This window comes from Pseudodesulfovibrio nedwellii, from assembly GCF_027923765.1.
Classification (GTDB): domain Bacteria; phylum Desulfobacterota; class Desulfovibrionia; order Desulfovibrionales; family Desulfovibrionaceae; genus Pseudodesulfovibrio; species Pseudodesulfovibrio nedwellii.
On the sequence record NZ_AP026709.1, the window covers coordinates 367501 to 384095 of the forward strand.

15 protein-coding genes, 1 tRNA gene and 2 rRNA genes (1 of these 18 running past the window's edge) are annotated in these 16595 nt (G+C 47.7%); 14 read left to right on the plus strand and 4 right to left on the minus strand.

The genetic code is table 11. The annotated features are described in order from the left end of the window. The 3 genes from SYK_RS01720 to SYK_RS01730 all read left to right on the plus strand — a co-directional run. A 23S ribosomal RNA gene (locus SYK_RS01720) occupies positions 1–175 on the plus strand (it extends 2767 nt beyond the left edge of the window). A 68-nt stretch (positions 176–243) separates the two neighbouring features. Beyond that, positions 244–358: ribosomal RNA gene (gene rrf / locus SYK_RS01725) — 5S ribosomal RNA — on the plus strand. A 257-nt stretch (positions 359–615) separates the two neighbouring features. Beyond that, positions 616–1251, plus strand: a complete 636-nt coding sequence (locus SYK_RS01730) for a TetR/AcrR family transcriptional regulator (RefSeq protein WP_281761900.1) — start codon at positions 616–618, stop codon at positions 1249–1251. 61 nt (positions 1252–1312) lie between these two features. Here SYK_RS01730 and SYK_RS01735 read toward each other — a convergent pair whose 3' ends face one another. Beyond that, positions 1313–1705 (minus strand): Ros/MucR family transcriptional regulator, encoded by a 393-nt coding sequence (locus tag SYK_RS01735; RefSeq protein WP_281761901.1) that lies wholly within the window; start codon positions 1703–1705, stop codon positions 1313–1315. A gap of 305 nt (positions 1706–2010) precedes the next feature. On the opposite strand from SYK_RS01735, the gene SYK_RS01740 reads away from it, so the two are divergent. The 9 genes from SYK_RS01740 (at position 2011) to lon (ending at position 11968) form a co-directional block, all read left to right on the plus strand. Beyond that, positions 2011–2463 carry a hypothetical protein gene (locus tag SYK_RS01740; RefSeq protein WP_281761902.1) on the plus strand — a complete coding sequence of 151 codons (453 nt, stop codon included), beginning with the start codon at positions 2011–2013 and terminating at the stop codon, positions 2461–2463. Between the two features lie 137 nt (positions 2464–2600). Next, positions 2601–3530: a MerR family transcriptional regulator gene (locus SYK_RS01745; RefSeq protein WP_281761903.1), complete on the plus strand. Its 930-nt coding sequence runs from the start codon at positions 2601–2603 to the stop codon at positions 3528–3530. Between the two features lie 123 nt (positions 3531–3653). Beyond that, positions 3654–4082, plus strand: a complete 429-nt coding sequence (locus tag SYK_RS01750; RefSeq protein WP_281761904.1) for a hypothetical protein — start codon at positions 3654–3656, stop codon at positions 4080–4082. A 100-nt stretch (positions 4083–4182) separates the two neighbouring features. Further along, positions 4183–5562 carry a bifunctional hydroxymethylpyrimidine kinase/phosphomethylpyrimidine kinase gene (gene thiD, locus SYK_RS01755; protein WP_281761905.1) on the plus strand — a complete coding sequence of 460 codons (1380 nt, stop codon included), beginning with the start codon at positions 4183–4185 and terminating at the stop codon, positions 5560–5562. Between the two features lie 70 nt (positions 5563–5632). Then, a tRNA-Leu gene (locus SYK_RS01760) sits at positions 5633–5718 on the plus strand. Between the two features lie 49 nt (positions 5719–5767). Beyond that, positions 5768–7249 carry a trigger factor gene (tig, locus tag SYK_RS01765; RefSeq protein ID WP_281761906.1) on the plus strand — a complete coding sequence of 494 codons (1482 nt, stop codon included), beginning with the start codon at positions 5768–5770 and terminating at the stop codon, positions 7247–7249. A 281-nt stretch (positions 7250–7530) separates the two neighbouring features. Beyond that, complete coding sequence (clpP, locus tag SYK_RS01770; protein ID WP_281761907.1) at positions 7531–8136, plus strand: ATP-dependent Clp endopeptidase proteolytic subunit ClpP; 606 nt, start codon at positions 7531–7533, stop codon at positions 8134–8136. 5 nt (positions 8137–8141) lie between these two features. After that, positions 8142–9395: an ATP-dependent Clp protease ATP-binding subunit ClpX gene (clpX, locus tag SYK_RS01775; RefSeq protein ID WP_281761908.1), complete on the plus strand. Its 1254-nt coding sequence runs from the start codon at positions 8142–8144 to the stop codon at positions 9393–9395. A 110-nt stretch (positions 9396–9505) separates the two neighbouring features. Then, the gene (gene lon / locus SYK_RS01780) at positions 9506–11968 is read left to right on the plus strand and encodes an endopeptidase La (RefSeq protein WP_281761909.1); all 2463 of its coding nucleotides are present in this window, start codon (positions 9506–9508) and stop codon (positions 11966–11968) included. Positions 11969–12042: 74 nt separating this feature from the next. Here the strand turns inward: lon and SYK_RS01785 are convergent, their stop codons facing one another. Then, positions 12043–12594, minus strand: coding sequence for a hypothetical protein (locus SYK_RS01785; protein WP_281761910.1), 552 nt, complete (start codon positions 12592–12594; stop codon positions 12043–12045). Between the two features lie 186 nt (positions 12595–12780). Between SYK_RS01785 and SYK_RS01790 the strand changes: the two genes are divergently transcribed. Next, positions 12781–13767: an ADP-ribosylglycohydrolase family protein gene (locus SYK_RS01790; protein ID WP_281761911.1), complete on the plus strand. Its 987-nt coding sequence runs from the start codon at positions 12781–12783 to the stop codon at positions 13765–13767. A 56-nt stretch (positions 13768–13823) separates the two neighbouring features. On the opposite strand, the gene SYK_RS01795 is transcribed toward SYK_RS01790, so the two are convergent. Both SYK_RS01795 and SYK_RS01800 read right to left on the minus strand, forming a co-directional pair. Continuing rightward, positions 13824–15176, minus strand: coding sequence for a M23 family metallopeptidase (locus tag SYK_RS01795; RefSeq protein WP_281761912.1), 1353 nt, complete (start codon positions 15174–15176; stop codon positions 13824–13826). Between the two features lie 163 nt (positions 15177–15339). Next, positions 15340–15771, minus strand: a complete 432-nt coding sequence (locus SYK_RS01800) for a CBS domain-containing protein (protein WP_281761913.1) — start codon at positions 15769–15771, stop codon at positions 15340–15342. A 168-nt stretch (positions 15772–15939) separates the two neighbouring features. Between SYK_RS01800 and SYK_RS01805 the strand changes: the two genes are divergently transcribed. Then, positions 15940–16584, plus strand: coding sequence for a protein-L-isoaspartate(D-aspartate) O-methyltransferase (locus SYK_RS01805; protein ID WP_281761914.1), 645 nt, complete (start codon positions 15940–15942; stop codon positions 16582–16584). Positions 16585–16595 lie beyond the last annotated feature (11 nt).

Genomic DNA, 16595 nt, shown 5'->3' on the forward strand with positions numbered 1-16595 from the left:
TCGGATAGGATAACCGCTGAAAGCATCTAAGCGGGAAGCCAGCCTCAAGATTAGTTCTCCCTGGACATTTATGTCCCTAAAGATCCCTTGAAGACTACAAGGTTGATAGGCTGGGTGTGTAAGCAACGTGAGTTGTTCAGCTAACCAGTACTAATAGATCGTGCGGCTTATTTAACAACTTAATGGAATTCTCTCTTCCCCTGTTTACTTATATATTTGAGTAGACATTACTCAACTCTTTTTCTTGGTGCCCAAGGAGGAGGGGGTACACCCGGTCCCATTCCGAACCCGGTAGTTAAGCCCTCCATCGCCGATGATACTGCATGGTAGCGTGTGGGAAAGTAGGTCGGTGCCAAGGATCTTTTAAGAAAAGCCCTGATTCATATGAATCAGGGCTTTTCTGCGTTCTCAACTCAACATGCGAAAACCAAAGTTGACCATCCCGGCCAGATCAATCAAGACTTTATCATTGTTTCCGGCCACCAATTCCCAGCCCGCACTCAAATTGTTTCTCGAATGTGCACACCTGGTGGTTTCAGATAAAAACAATCATTGTCACTGACGTTTTTGTTTGGGATACTGCTGTGAGAAAATTATCGTTGTATGGGAGTTGATGTGGTTGATATAAAAGTTATCCCTAAAGTCATACCTATTCGAAATAAAGAGCTCACAAAGAAACGTTTGATAACGGCTGTCGGGAAGGTTGTGTCAGAAGTTGGTTTTCAGCAATTGGGGGTCAATCTCGTAGCTCGTGAAGCTGGTGTTGATAAGAAATTAATTTATCGATATTTTTCAGGATTACGTGGTCTGATGGCTGCATACAGTGAGACTGTTGATTTTTGGCCGACAGCAGAAGAATTGTTGGGTGATAACAAGGCTCGCCTCAAAGAAATGTCGTCACATGAATTGATGTCTTTGTTCTTTAAGCGCTATTTGAAGGCTATTTTGCGACGCCCACACACACTTGAAATTTTGGCATGGGAGGCACTCGAGAGAAATGAGCTGACCAAAGTTTTGGAAGAGGTGCGTGTTAAGACTGCGCTGGAGTTTTTTGAAATGATGGAGCAGGAACCACCGCGGGATGTTGATCTGACCGCATTGGTGCTTGTTATGGCCGGTGCTGTGAATTTCCTTGCTGTTCGTTCACGGATTCATCAAAGTCTCGGTGGAGTAGATTTACAATCCGATGCAGGATGGAAGCGTATTGAAGAGACGATGGACCTTATTTTTGCAAGGACACTGGGAAAATAGAAAAGCCCGTGAATTGATTTCTCGGGCTTTAAATAATATGAAATTTGAAATAACGTTTAAATTATTTGTTTTTTCCTCGTTTAGTCCACAGTTTCATTTCTTTCATTTTTTTGCGACGTTCTCGTTGAAGAGATTTGCATACTAACGGTAATTTTTTCTTATACCCAAATTTTTCTCTGTATTCTTCAGGAGTCAGGTCGTGACTGGAAAGATGTTTTTTAGTAATTACTTTGAACGTTTTTCCGCAAACACAGCAGAGGATGGATTTTTCCCTGATAGCTTTTTTGGGGTCAACTACTGCTGAGTCGGCTGTTGAAATATTTTCACCGTCTGCGATTGCCTTGATGCCCGCTGCAAGTTTTTGAACCATGGAAGTTATTTCATCTTCCGTCATTGTACGAACACCGGCTTGGGCTTTTACGATTTCCAGCGCCTCTTTTAGATAATCTTCCATGTGTAGCTCCTTGATATACATATAGAATATATTGTGTCGGGTATGTTGTAAAGGATGTAGTGAAATCCACATCTAAAAAATATTAACAGAGCAATAATACAAGGTATAAAGTTTGGCTTGTCAAGAAGAATGGGTATATTACTATTGGCAAAAGACTCTATTAGCTCAGATATAATGAAGTTTTATCAAGATGTCATAGTTTGCAAATTCGGAGAGACAACACCTTGATTCTGGTGTCCGGGTAACGTATGTTGTAATGTACAATTTAAGAGATTGGATAATAAAGCATCAATGGAGAAGGTCTTATGGATTCTGAAGACAATAAAGTCCACAAGTTGGAAACGGTTCAAACTACTGACGATGCTGCTGAGGAAGCAGTTCAGTCTGATGAACCGACTGCCAGTATGGTTGAGGCAAACAGAGATATGAGCAAAGTTGCGATTATTGTGTCGCTACTGGTTGGTGTCTTATTGATTATTTTTTTCTTTGGTATGAACCGGAATATTGCTGGTTTAACCGATGAAGTGAAGAGTCTTGGTCTACTGCGCGATGATGTTTCCAGCCTTGATAACCGTATGGTTGATATGGAGAAGGGGATTCCTGTTCAAATTAAGAAGATGATTGCGCATGATATGGTTAATGAAATGGCCATGAAGGCCGCTTATCTTGGGAACACTATGGATGATGAATTGATGCGTAATAAGATGCAGGCTGTCTTGAATACGCTTAAGGAAGTACGAGCTGGTCTCGAAGAATAATTCTTTTTGTTATAGATTATGTTGAGCGCACCGGGGTTCCCGGGGCGCTTTTTTTGTCTCTATAGTTGATCTCCTTTTTGTTCGGAGTTGTTCATAGCTGTTTAAAATTTCCTTGACATGATGTTTTTTTTTGCATTATGAACAACATGAAGAGCAGTGATCAACAAGGTGTTGGGCGTATGAATAAGAAATTTATTAGTTTGCGAGAAGTTGGTCGGCAGTTAAACATACCGCCGTCAACTATCGTCTATTATAAAGATAAGTTTGAAAAATATATCCCATCAGAAGGCGGGGAAGGTCGTCGTCCCCGGTACCCCATTGAAGTCTTGGAAATCTTCAGGAGGATTCGCACAATGTTCAATGACAACTGGTCTACTGAACAAATTGAAAGAGAATTAGCTCTCAAATTCAGTGTGTTAATGAGTGATCAACAGTCTGATCAGTCATTTGATCAAGTAACGTCCTCGAAAGAGATTGTTGAGCTTGCTGGTGTACTGTCTCGTATGTCTGATGTGCTTGATAATCAGTCTCTTTTTCAGAGTGAGATACGGTCTCTTCGTGATGAAGTGGCTGCTTTGAGAGAAGGGCGGGGTGAGTGGGAGCGAGCGCAGCAGGTTGAGCTTGAATCTTTACGAACGGAGCTTGTGTCTTTAAGGCGTCGTTTCTCGGGGCGTGGTGACGCCGGCGGGATTGATTTCCCTCCAGCCGACTTTCTTGCCAGTCCGCTCGTCATAGCATCTGGTGGAGAGTTCTTAGGCGTGCAAGGGAAGGGTAAAAAAGCTTTTTCGTTGGAAGATTTTGTTCATTTGATTGAGCGTAAAGAATCGGATCACGTTGGGGTTGAAACTTCTTGGAGACAGCAGGATGCCCATTGGGTGCTTGTTGTTCGAACCGAAGATGCAGAGACAGGGCGTGAGCAGGCTGTCGTTTTAGTTGCCAAGAAAACCATAACGCCCAGTAAGAATACCGTTACTGAAATTATACGATTGAATATTGATGGGAATGATGCCCCTGATGCACTGTTGTTAACGCTTTTCAGGCAGTTAAGGATGGTGTTTAATGGCTAGTTCCTAATTTTATTTAATGATATTCTAGAAAAACTCTTGATTCCTTTGGCCGTATTGCTTATATAGCTACTGCTAAATAAACCATAGGTTGTATGTTTCGTCGGTTCATTTGGAGGAGATGGTATGCCCCAGGTCGCAGCAAGAATTACACATGATCAGGAAAAATGGCTCAAGGACTACTTCAAGACCAAGAGTGCTGGTGCTGAATTCATCCTGCCGTGGGCTGTGGATGTATTTTTCAAATCCATCCGCAATGTCTCCAGTGATTTTTCGGTAGCCGAGCTGAAGACAATCTTGGAATCACATAAGGAAGTAAAACTCCTGCCAAATCAGTCGAAGCAGGCTTACCTTCTTCTTCGGGTTGAAGAGGCTTGTGATGAACACAATGTTCATATTCAGCATGGCGCGAGTAAGTCCAATCTTGAAGTCAAATTACGCAGATTGACGGATCTTCAGGCAACCGCCCTCATGATTTGGGCAACGGCGTATTGGGTCAGTAAGGCCTGGAACGGCGTTTCTGTAGAGGACTACGTTAAGTTGTCTTGCGGCTAGGATAGGGCCTTCGGGCCACTTTGCTTTTTTCTTGATGCGATTGTCCCGCTCAGGTGGTATTGCCTGCGGGTGATCGTTTTTTTGTTTTTGGAGGTTTATTGTGGATCGACTCCCATGCATCCTGACTATTGCCGGATCTGATTCCGGTGGTGGAGCTGGTATTCAAGCGGACCTCAAGGCTATAACCATGCTTGGAGGTTACGGGGCGAGCGTCATTACTGCGTTAACAGCTCAGAACACCAAGGCTGTTACCGGTATTCATGCGCCTTCGGCCAAATTTGTCGGCCAACAGCTTTCGACAGTTCTTGAAGATATTACGGTGGATGCCGCCAAAACAGGAATGTTGTTTTCTGCGCCTATAATCGAAGTGATTGCCTCCCGATTGGTTGATCGTAATTTCCCTTTGGTTGTTGATCCTGTTTGCGTGTCTACGTCGGGTGCGAAGCTTTTGAAGGATGAAGCCGTAGAGGCCATGGTCGAGTTGATGTTTCCTTTGGCAGACGTGTTGACGCCCAATCTGCCTGAGGCAGAGCTTTTTACCGGGATGTCCATTAAGAGTCGGGAAGATGTTTTTGCTGCTGCAAAGATTTTAATGGATATGGGGCCGAAGTCTTTGCTTATCAAAGGTGGGCATGCGGATTCTTTTGCTGTCACTGATTGGTTTTTCGCATCTGGCTTAGAGCCTATTCCTCTGATGCAGCATCGAGTTGATACCGAGTGTACACATGGAACCGGATGTACTTTGTCGGCAGCGATTGCGACTGGGCTTGGGCAGGGATTGGACCCTGTTGCCGCCATTGTCCGTGCTCAGGAATATTTGAATTTTGCCTTGCGTGCAGGATTTAGGGTCGGAGAAGGTGGCGGTCCGCCTAACCATGCGGCTCCCTGGTTGAAAGAGCGAGCACGGCAGGGCGTTATGTCTCAAGTGGATGTTTTTGCGCGAAAACTGGCTGCGGCTGAAGGGGCGCAGAAGATGTTTTCGCGGAGGCGGGGCAACGTGGCCGTGGCTCTGCCGTTTGCGGATAACCGCGCTGAAGTGGCCGGTTTATCCGGTGGTTTCTTTTCGATGGCGAATGGAAGAATTGCTGTGGTTGGTTATCCTGAATTTGGGGCATCTTTTCGTACAGCATCTGCGCTTTTGGCCGCTCGTAGATTGCGTCCCGAATTAGGGGCTGCAGTTGTCTTGAGCGGGCAGCCAACCCTTGTGTCTGCCTTTGAGAAGGCCGGAGTGGAAATTGTATGGTTGGATCAAGGGCGTAAGCCCGATTATATAAAGGTTGAAGATGGAGGACTGGAAGAATGGGGGGCCTTTGAGATTCTTAAGGAGCATGCAGTTCCAGAGACTGTCGATGGCATGGGTGACCCCGGCGGCATAGGACGTGAGCCTGCGGTGTATGTCTGGGCTTCGGACATCGACGCGCTTGTGATTTTGTTGCGGAAAATTGCAGAATCCATATCGTCTTTTCCTGAAGATGAGTAGATTTTGGCATTTCTTCAGTCTGTAAGGTTGACATATCTCGAGGAGCTTGCTTAATAAGCACGTTCTTTTCGCGGGCGTGGCGGAATTGGTAAACGCGCCAGATTTAGGATCTGGTACCTCTTCGGTTTGGGGGTTCGAGTCCCTCCGCCCGCACCAAAAAAGCCATATTACTTGTCTTGCAAGACGTTTCAGGAGGATACATTTCATGGAATACAATGTCGAAGAACTCTCGCCGGTAAAACGGAAAATTTCGGTTGAAGTCCCCGCAGAAGAGGCTAACGCAGCTATTTCTACGGCAATTGCCCTGTATCGTATGCAGGCTGATGTTAAAGGATTTCGTAAAGGTAAGGTCCCGTCCACGATCGTCGAGTCCAAGTATCGTAAACAGATTTACGGTGAAGCCACTACTGATTTGATCAATTATCAGATCAATGAAATTATGAGTGGTTTGTCCATTCAGCCTATGTCCCGTATCGATGTCGATGCCAAGGAATTGGCTCGTGACGAAGATTTTTCGTATTCTATTGAATTTGAGGTTGCTCCCAAGTTGGATCTGCCCAATTATAAAGGATTGAAGGTCGAGGAATTGGACGTTGTCGTTGGCGACGAAGAAGTTGCTGAAGTCGAATCCCGTATCCTGGCGAACAATGCTGAAGTGAAGGTCCTCGAGGATGTTCGCAATGCCAAGGATGGCGAAGTCGTTTCCGTGAGCTTTGGTGCGTATCAGGGCGACCAGATCGTCGAAGGCATCCAGGCTGAAAATTTTGATTTGGTTCTGGGCGACAATCAGGCTCTGCCCGAGTTTGAAGACATGCTCAAAACTTTGACCACTGGTGAATCCGGTGAGACCGATGTCACTTTTCCGGCCGACTTCATCAACGAGAACTTGGCTGGTCAGACCGTGACCATGAAGGCCAAGTTGCACGCTATCAAGGAACGTATCACTCCCGAAATGAGTGACTCCGTTGCCCAGAAGGCCGGATTCAAGGATGTTGATACCATGCGTACCGGTATTCGTGAGTCTTACGCTTCCCAGCGCAAGCAGATGAACCAGTCCAAGGCACAGTCCGAATTGCTTGCCAACATCATTAGTGAGATCAAGGACTTCCCGTTGCCGCCGGCCATGGTTGAGGATCGTATTGATCGTCTGATTCAGGATCTCGAATACAAATTGGATCGGCAGGGCAAAGGTTTCCAATCTTTGGGAAAAACTCCTGAAGAATTACGTGGTGATTTCCGCGAAGAAGCTGAATCCACTGTTCGTACTGAAATCTTCCTGCTGGCTGTTGCCAACGAAGAGTCTCTGGAAATTTCCCCCGAGGAGATCGAATCCACTCTGACCCAGTTGGCCATGCAGACTCGTCAGCCCCTGCATGATCTCAAAAAGTATTATGAGGATAACAACCTCATTGTGCCACTGAAGGATCGTTTGTTGTGCGATAAGGCTTCCGAGTTGATTTACGACGCAGCAGAAGTCAAAATGATCGCAGCACCGACCGAAGGGAAAAAAGCTCCTGCAAAGAAAGCCGCTTCGAAAGAGAGTGCTTCGATACAGTTTGAGAACAAGGCTGAAGCTGTTGAGTGGGCAGTTGCCAACCTCGGCCTCAAGGAGTCCACAGCCAAGGGATATTCTTTGGCTAAGCTTCAGGAACGCGCTGAGAAGTTCCAGGCTGAAAAGGACGCGTAGAGAATTCGTTTCTCCGCATAGAATGAAATGCGGCGACCCGGATTTGTCCGGGTCGCCGTTTTTTTTGGTGTTTGCCCTTGACCTTGGCGACGCAATACCTATTTGGTCCAAGGCTTAAGGCAGAAGTTTCCCCTTGTCCTAACTGGGGAAATATTTCATACTGAACTCACGCTAAAAAGGGCGGAAATGACCGTTGAAGGTCAGTCCGAGCGCAAATGAGATCCTCATATTTTCGCATTCGCCGTCCGATAACCTGATAAGTTCCCGAGAAGGAGATGTTCATGGTCGCCATTCCGATGGTCATTGAAACGACTGGTCGTACCGAACGCGCGTACGATATTTATTCCCGACTGCTCAAAGACCGGATCATTCTGCTTGGCAGCGCTATTGACGATAATGTGGCAAGCCTTATTTGCGCACAGCTTCTTTTCCTGGAGTCCGAAGACCCGGAAAAGGAGATTTACATGTATATTAATTCGCCGGGCGGAGCTGTTTCCGCTGGCATGGCCATTTATGATACCATGCAGTATATCTCTGCCCCCGTGGCCACATTGTGCCTCGGACAGGCTGCCAGCATGGGAGCTTTGTTGCTTTGTGCCGGTGAGAATGGCATGCGTTACGCATTGCCTCACAGCCGTATCATGATTCACCAGCCGCTTGGTGGCGCGCAGGGACAGGCCTCCGACATCCATATTCATGCCCAGGAAATTTTGCGCTTGAGAGATGAACTCAATGGCATCCTGGTCGAACACACTGGTCAGAAGCTCGATAAAATCCAAAAGGATACCGAGCGTGACTATTTCATGTCTTCTGAGGAAGCCTGCAAGTATGGCCTGATTGACAAGGTTATGAGGTCCAGAGAAGACGTGGGCGAAAGCAAGGGTTAAAGACCATGAGTGAAAAGAAATCTAATCCATCAGATTTGAGCTGCTCCTTTTGCAGTAAAACACAGGTGGAGGTCCAGCGGCTTATCGCCGGACCTGACGTGTATATTTGTGACGAATGCGTTGCCTTGTGCAATGACATTATGGCTCAGGAAACCATTAGCGAAGAATTCGAAGATGGTCGCTTGCTGCCTCCTCAGGAGATTAAAGAGCTGCTTGACCAGTATGTCATTGGTCAGGATCAGGCTAAGAAGATTTTGTCTGTGGCCGTGCACAATCATTACAAGCGTGTTTTTTATGCCGCGGCCAATTCTGGCCCGGATGAGATCGAAATCGACAAGTCCAACATTCTGCTTATCGGTCCTACCGGTTCAGGTAAGACTTTGTTGGCGCAGACTTTGGCCCGCGTGCTGAAGGTTCCGTTTGCCATAGCCGATGCGACCACGTTGACCGAAGCTGGTTATGTGGGCGAGGACGTGGAAAATATTCTTGTGCAGCTGTTGCAGAATGCCGATTATGATATTGATTCCGCTTCTCGCGGTATCATTTATATCGATGAAATCGACAAGGTAGCCCGGAAGGGCGACTCTCCGTCCATTACGCGTGACGTGTCGGGTGAGGGTGTGCAGCAGGCGTTGCTTAAGATTATCGAAGGCACAGAGGCCAACATTCCGCCCAAGGGCGGACGCAAGCACCCGCAGCAGGAATTCATCCGTATGGATACCTCGAATATTCTGTTTATTTTGGGTGGTGCATTTATCGGGTTGGACAAGATCGTTCAGCAGCGAAATACCGGTTCCGGTTTAGGGTTTGGAGCAAAGGTCGAGGCCAAGAAGGAAATGGATCTTGGCGAACTGTTTGCTTTGTCAGAGCCTATGGATCTTATCAAGTTTGGTCTTATTCCCGAGTTTGTGGGCCGTATCCCGGTGCAGACTGCATTGCAGGAACTGACTGAAGAAGATTTGGTTCGTATCCTTCAGGAGCCGAAGAATGCGTTGATCAAGCAATATCATAAGCTTTTCGAGCTGGATAAGGTTGAGTTGACGTTTACTGAGAACGCATTGTTGGCCGTTGCTAAGCAGGCCAGTGAGCGTAAGACCGGTGCACGTGGTTTGCGTAACGTCCTTGAAAAGACCATGCTCGACATCATGTACAAATTGCCTGCCATGCCTGATGTGCGCGAATGCGTCATCAACAAGGCTGTGGTCGAAAGCGACATGGAGCCACTTTTGTTGTATCATCAGGAAGTTAAATCAGCATAGATTGGACACGGGCGTTGACAATTAGCCTGTGGATATTACTTCCTATTTATCGACGGCAAACACTCCCCAAAGAGGGAGTGCTGCCATATATATAACCATCGGAGGAATCAATGCCGACCTTTGGATTTGACGGCAAGAAATCCCCTGAAACCCAGACCCTTCCCATGATGTCTCTTCGGGAAGTGGTTATGTTTCCGAAGTCTATCGTCCCGTTGTTTGTCGGGCGTGAGGCATCAATAAAAGCCATTGAGGCCGCTGTCGCGGACTATGGTAAACAGATATTCTTGGTTACCCAGAAAACCCCGGAAACGGAGCATCCCGAAGCCGACGATTTGTATCGTGTGGGGACGGTCAGCAAAATATTGCAGATGCTTCGGTTGCCCGACGGCACTATCAAGGTGTTGTTTGAGGGTGTGTCCCGTGCTTCCTGGGATCCTGAAAATGATATGATTCCCTACGGAGAGGAAGAAGGGGACTTTCCCAAGGCGCATTTTGCTGTTTTGGATGAGTCCAAGGAAGCCACTTCGGAGGCAAAGGCCTTGATTCGTGCTGTGCATGAGTCTTTGGATGATTTCGGCAAAGTTAATAAAAAGGTGGCTCCCGAGGCCATTTTGGCGATGTCTACCATCAAGGACCCCGGTCCGTTGGCTGACCAAATCATGCCGCATCTCAAAATTGAGTTTTCCCGCAAGCAGGAAATTCTTGAGGAGCTTGATCCGTCCAGACGGCTTGAGCGTGTCTATGAATTGTTGCTCGGTGAAATCGAGATTGTTTCCATTGAGAAGCGCGTCAAAGGGCGCGTGAAAGATCAGATGGAAAAGAATCAGCGCGAGTACTATCTCAACGAACAGGTCAAAGCCATCAACAAGGAAATGGGGCGTGAAGACGACCCACAGGCCGAGGCTCTGGAGATGGTGGAACAGCTTGAAGCCAAGCCTATGTCCGAAGAGAATCGCGAGCGCGTTCGTAAGGAAATAAAGAAGATGCGTACCATGCAGCCTTCCAGTGCGGAATACACTGTGGTGCGCAATTATATCGACTGGGTGCTTGATCTGCCGTGGGACGACATTAAGGACGATAAGGACGTGGACATTGTTCAGGCCCGTACCATCCTTGATGAGGACCATTTCGGTTTACAAAAGCCCAAGCAACGTATCCTTGAATATTTGGCCGTCCAGACGTTGGTTGAGACCATGAAAGGTCCAATCCTCTGTTTTGTAGGTCCTCCCGGCGTAGGTAAGACTTCCATTGCCAAGTCTATTGCCCGTTCCATGGACCGTGAATTTTTGCGGCTCTCTTTGGGTGGTGTACGTGACGAGGCCGAGATTCGTGGTCACCGTCGTACCTATGTCGGTGCCATGCCTGGTAAGATCATTCAGTCTTTGAAGCGGGTGAAATTTAATAACCCCGTTATCTGTCTGGATGAGGTGGACAAAATGTCTGCCGATTTCCGAGGCGATCCGTCCGCAGCATTGCTGGAAGTTCTCGATCCGGAACAGAATTACGCATTCAACGATCATTATCTGGATTTGGATTACGATCTGTCCAAGGTGTTCTTCATCACCACGGCCAACAGCCTGGAAGGTATTCCGTTGCCATTGCAGGATCGTATGGAGATTATCCGGTTGCCCGGTTATCTTGAAAACGAGAAGGTGGAGATTGCCAAGGGATTTCTGATGCCCAAACAGCTTGAACAGCACGGCCTCAAGCCGGAAAATCTCAAGCTGTCCGAAAACGCTATTCTTGATGTGGTCAGGTACTACACTAAGGAAGCGGGTGTTCGTAATCTGGAACGAGAACTCGCTTCCATTTGTCGCAAATCAGCTATGAAGATAGTTGAAGAGAAGAACCGTGAAAAGGTTATCTCAATTACCCGGCAAGGCTTGCAAAAGATGCTTGGCGTGACCAAATTCAGCTATGGCGAACGTGAGGAAGCCTCGCAGGTTGGTGTGTGTAACGGTTTGGCCTGGACTCAGCTTGGCGGTGAAATGCTGCTGGTTGAAGTCGTGCTTATGCCTGGTAAGGGCAAGGTGGAGATCACCGGTAAGCTCGGCGATGTCATGCAGGAATCTGCCCGTGCCGCTGTTTCCTATATTCGTTCACGGTCCGACTTGCTCGGCCTTAAGCCGAATTTTTACAAGCAGGTGGATATTCATATTCATGTGCCTGACGGAGCTACGCCCAAGGACGGCCCGAGTGCTGGTGTCACTATGACTACCGCGCTTATTTCCTCGTTGTTGAATATTCCGGTTCGCCACGATCTGGCTATGACCGGAGAGATTACCCTGCGTGGACGGGTTTTGCCCATTGGCGGTCTGCGTGAAAAGTTGTTGGCAGCACACCGAGGTCTTATCAAAACCGTGCTTATTCCGTTTGAGAATGAGAAAAATCTCAAGGATGTCCCGAAGGATATTCTTAAGGATCTTGAGATTATACCGGTCAAGACTATGGATGAAGTCATCGACAATGCTTTGCAAGCAGGTTCCGAGACTGTTTGGCACAAGAAACATGGTGAAGCACCGGTTGCTGCCGAATTGCTCAAGGACGAGTTGCAAAGACCTGCTCGTCAGTAAGACGATAAAATGAATAATGAAAAGGCCGAGCGGTTTACCGTTCGGCCTTTTTTTATGATTTACGTCTGCGGTGGTTATTGGGCTGAAGTAGAAAGGAGTCCGGCTGTTTTATCGAACTGTGTACCCAGTTGTGCAAAAAAGGCGTTTTGTTGAAGCATTTGCATGCCGGGATTCATACTCTTTTCAGTCTTTTCCGTTATGGCATGATTTGCTTCTTTAGGATCTATTCCTGTTGTTTGCCGGTTCTTGGCTTCTTCCTTTTCATCATCGTCTTTTTTACCGGGCATTTTGTTCGTTGCATCCGCAATGCTTGAACTCATTTTAACACCGGTTATATCTGCAATCTCTTTTTCGATTTCTTTAATGCGGGCTTTCTGTTCTTCCGTTGGTTGACCATCCCCCATGGTCAGGAGTTGGGCGAGCATGTTCTTGAGAAACAAGACCCTATTATTTTCTTCAGGTGTCAGTTCTTTTTGGAAAGAAAAAGATGAAGATTCCAGACGTTTTTCTTCTTCTGTCTTTTCGGGCTCAAGCGCCATGCCTTCGGACGAGATCGTCCGTACCAACGATCGTGCGTTTCGCGCTGCGGTTGGGAAAAGAGTGTCTGGTGTGGTCGATATGTTCATTGTTTTGTCCAGTGGGTAAACTTTTCCACCGTATTTTAAAATGCAAATATTGGGCCTTGGAAAAGTTTTCCATATGAAGAGAAAAATGTTGTGTGTCAGTCTTTTTTGAGCTGACAATTAGGCATCGTGTCGTGTGGGGTGCCTTTGAGCTTTTTTCGTGTATGGTGGCTGAAATTGGAGGAATGTATGGCTGAACTGACAAAGAAAGATCGGGCCATGGGCAGCATTGTCGGTATGTTTGTTGGTGATGCGCTTGGGTTGGGGCCGCATTGGTATTACGATTTGAATGAATTACGTAAGGATTACGGTGAATGGATTTCTGATTATATGCAGCCAAAAACGGGTCGGTATCACGACGGATGTAGGGCTGGCGATGTGTCGCAAACAGGGCAGGTTTCCCTCTTGTTGCTGCAATCGTTGGCTGTGAAGGGCAAGTATGAGGAATTAGACTTCACTGAGAAACTCGATGGCTTTCTTGGTACGCTTGATGGGACTCCGAATGGAGGTCGATATACGGATATTGCCATGCGAGAGGTCTGGGAGGCGCGTAAGGTCGGATTAGCGTGGGATGAGGCTGCGGGACTGTCTGATTCGGGTGAGGCTGCCATTCGAGGTGTCATGCTTGCCGCACGCTATGCGAATAAACCGCGAGATTTGGCTGCACATGTCATGGGCAATGTTCATCTGACGCATGCAGAGCCGTTTATTCAGGCGCAATCTCTTGCTTTTGTTCTTGCTGTTTGTCGTCTTGTTCGGGGCAAGAGTCTGGAGAGTTCTGGTAAATCCTTGATGGGGTGGGCGCAGCATGAAGTCGATAGAGCTTTGATAGATGTGTTTTTACAACCTGGATTCGTGCATGGTGTGGCTACTAATCCGGAAGTAGTTATTGAGCCGCCGCATGCCATTGCTCAAGTGTATGGCTTGGCCTGTCAGCTTGGGTTCATGGTCCCGGCGGCCTATTGGTTGGCCTGTCGATTTTATGGTGACTTTGAAACGGCTGTACTTACAGCTATTAACGGCGGTGGTAATAATATGGCACGTGCCTGTATGACAGGAGCTCTTTCTGGAGCCATGGTCGGAATCCAGGGAATTCCTCAGCGATTTATCGATGGCTTGCAGGATAAAAAAGAAATTCTTGAAAATGCAGAAAAGGTCGCTTCATCTTTGGAGTAAGTTGTTGAAGCAAATAAATGAAAAGCCCTCTGCATGCAGAGGGCTTTTCTTATGGGCTATTCTGTTTTGGACAATATGTTGTTTCGGATCCAGCTCTTGTCCCACCATTCAAATGGCTGGGTTGGAATACCCGCTACGGTGATACCGTAATGCAGGTGGTCGCCTCCGGCTAGACCGGTGGTTCCCGTGTGGCCGATGATCTGTCCTCTGGTCACGGAGTCACCATTTGCCACGGCAGTGGAACTGAGGTGGGCATAAAGTGATTGCAGTCCGAGGCCATGGTCAATGACGACCACATTACCATAGATACCCAGAAAGTCGGCGTAAACGATGGTGCCGTCGTTGCCAGCCGGGACCGGAGCTTGTTTGATACTGGCAAGGTCCAGACCTAGGTGGGTCTGAAAGTCGACTTTTTTGCCTTTGTACATGTAGTCGCGTGCATCGGCGAAGGTTGCGCGGTTGGCCGCATTGGGCAGCCGTTTGAATGGGCCGGACCAAAGCATGGTCGGACTTGTGTTGCGGCTGAGTTCTACCAGTTTAGCACGGTTCTGTTTGCGCAGGGTGTTGTTGATATAGAGATATTGATCAATCAAGGTGCCTTCGTTGGGCACCAGTCCTTGGAATTCAGGGATGGTCCGTTCCATGAAATTGTCTGAAAGCCTGATCTTGTCACGCCGGAACTGACGGGCGTTGGTGTGATAATTAAAAGATCGTTTGGCGCTGTTGCCAGCTTTGTCCGAAGCGACAATGAACGGGTTGAATTTGTTTGGTGGGGTGTCCCACGGCTGCGCGAATAGGCAATAATACTGGAATTTCCCGTTGCCGCCGGGCTGAAGATATGCAGGGAAGAACCGTTCCCCCACCTGTATACCTGTGTTTTTAACCTTTTCGGAGAGCGCAAAAACCATGAGGCCACAACCGCCCTGATTCAAGTTGTTGGTGTGGGATTGGACAAAAATGCGGGGTGGGGTCAAGTCGAGCGAGTAGGTCTTTGATACGCTGACAACACCTGCATCGCCAAAAGGATACAAGGATGCATCGCGAGCAGTGACTTCAATGGTGAATTCGCCTTCTTTGATGATTCCTTTGTCCAGTGTCAACACTTCTTCAGCCAGCATGATGCCGCCGGGGTAGGCCTTCGTAACCAGTGGAATACGTTTGTCGCTTTGAATAACGATGACATCAAGGGATTTCAGGCCGCTGCCGGGGTCTTCCGCTTTGATGGTTATCGTACTTTGTTTGCCCAAGTCGGCTGTGTCCGGCGAAATGGAGAGAGTCGGTACGGTCGTATCCCTGAAGAGCATGAAGAGTCCTGCGCCTAGAGTGCAGAGGAGTATGATGGTCAAGAGCGCTAGAGGTAGCCCTTTTCCGCTTTTCTTTTTTTGAGTCAGAATGGTTTCTTTGCTCATGTTCCTTCCTATATGTAATAAATCTAGACTATTTCTATAATACTCAAAGAGCAGACACAAGGGGAGGTGGATGGAAAAATGAAAATTGTTTTCAATTGGTCGTTTTTAATGAAAAAGCCGCATCACTACAGATGCGGCTCATGAGCGTGAGGCTCAAATTTGGTTAATCTTCGTCTTCCAGGCTGTCCATGAGTTGAATGGTCAGACGTAGAAAATCCGCTTCAGTAAGAATGCCGACCAGTTCGCCGTTCTTGACAACAGGTAGACAGCCATACTTGTGGTTGAGCAGTATTTGAGCTGCTTCCTTGAGGGACGTGTCGAGTCCAATCGTGGTGATGTCGGTCCGCATTATTTCATGCAACGGTATGCCTGAATCAATTTCCCTTTGAGTCTCGGGATCAAGTTCTGCAAGATGGGAAATGGTGGCGGACAGGATGTCACGGTGAGTAATCAGTCCCGTGAAGCCATTATCAACGGTGACGATGGGGATGTGCCTGATGCGCTGGAGGTTCATCAGTTCGCGGGCATTGTGTAGGGAGTCTCTTTCTTTCAAGGAAAAGACCGGTGATGTCATAAGGTCATTGACCTTCAGCATGTATTCCTCCTCTGTTGTATATACTTTCAGCGAAAGCGGAAAACCTGTCAAGGTACATAGAGCTGAATTATGCCTGTTTTTTGCGGCTTTTGTTGACTTGAGAGTCAAAATCTGTTCAGCATCCCGCAGGTGTTTTCACTGATGGAGCACTGTTGATTTTAGGAGATTTTGGTGGTTGATCCGGTACGGCTCAGAGAGCGCATGGTGCGCGAACAAATTCAGGCTCGCGGCGTGACAGATTCACGTGTGCTGGAGGCCATGTCAACGCTTCCCCGACATCTTTTTGTGGAGGAAGCTTTGGCAAACAAGGCGTATTCCGACAGCCCTTTGCCTATAGGTGAAGGGCAGACAATTTCTCAGCCATATATTGTTGCTTTGATGTCAGAACTCCTTGAGGTCGAGCCGGGTATGAAAGTACTCGAAATTGGCACTGGGTCTGGGTATCAGGCCGCTGTCCTTGGGCGGATGGGCGTCGAAGTTTATACGGTGGAGCGCATTAAAAAATTATTTCATGCTGCACGCAAGCGGTTTATGGATATGCGTATGTTTTCCGTGAAGCTCAAGCTTGACGATGGGACCATGGGGTGGCCGGATGAAGCCCCTTATGATCGAATTATTGTCACTGCTGGCGGACCTGAAGTCCCTGAACCGTTGGTTGATCAATTGGCTGAACCGGGGCGAATGCTTATTCCTGTAGGTGAGTCCAGACGTAACCAGACACTTGTTCTTATCGAGAAGCGTGATGGTGAAGTGATCCGTAAGGACATGGGAAGCGTCGCCTTTGTTGATCTGGTGGGAAGTCACGGCTGGTAGCCGGAGGTCTG

Bases quoted from the DNA above. Each gene is read 5' to 3' on its own strand.
- clpP (WP_281761907.1), top strand. From the start codon at position 7,531: ATGGTCGCCATTCCGATGGTCATTGAAACGACTGGTCGTACCGAACGC.
- SYK_RS01795 (WP_281761912.1), bottom strand. From the start codon at position 15,176: ATGAGCAAAGAAACCATTCTGACTCAAAAAAAGAAAAGCGGAAAAGGG.
- clpX (WP_281761908.1), top strand. From the start codon at position 8,142: ATGAGTGAAAAGAAATCTAATCCATCAGATTTGAGCTGCTCCTTTTGC.
- SYK_RS01745 (WP_281761903.1), top strand. From the start codon at position 2,601: ATGAACAACATGAAGAGCAGTGATCAACAAGGTGTTGGGCGTATGAAT.
- SYK_RS01800 (WP_281761913.1), bottom strand. From the start codon at position 15,771: ATGCTGAAGGTCAATGACCTTATGACATCACCGGTCTTTTCCTTGAAA.
- SYK_RS01740 (WP_281761902.1), top strand. From the start codon at position 2,011: ATGGATTCTGAAGACAATAAAGTCCACAAGTTGGAAACGGTTCAAACT.
- tig (WP_281761906.1), top strand. From the start codon at position 5,768: ATGGAATACAATGTCGAAGAACTCTCGCCGGTAAAACGGAAAATTTCG.
- SYK_RS01785 (WP_281761910.1), bottom strand. From the start codon at position 12,594: ATGAACATATCGACCACACCAGACACTCTTTTCCCAACCGCAGCGCGA.
- SYK_RS01750 (WP_281761904.1), top strand. From the start codon at position 3,654: ATGCCCCAGGTCGCAGCAAGAATTACACATGATCAGGAAAAATGGCTC.
- SYK_RS01735 (WP_281761901.1), bottom strand. From the start codon at position 1,705: ATGGAAGATTATCTAAAAGAGGCGCTGGAAATCGTAAAAGCCCAAGCC.
- lon (WP_281761909.1), top strand. From the start codon at position 9,506: ATGCCGACCTTTGGATTTGACGGCAAGAAATCCCCTGAAACCCAGACC.
- SYK_RS01790 (WP_281761911.1), top strand. From the start codon at position 12,781: ATGGCTGAACTGACAAAGAAAGATCGGGCCATGGGCAGCATTGTCGGT.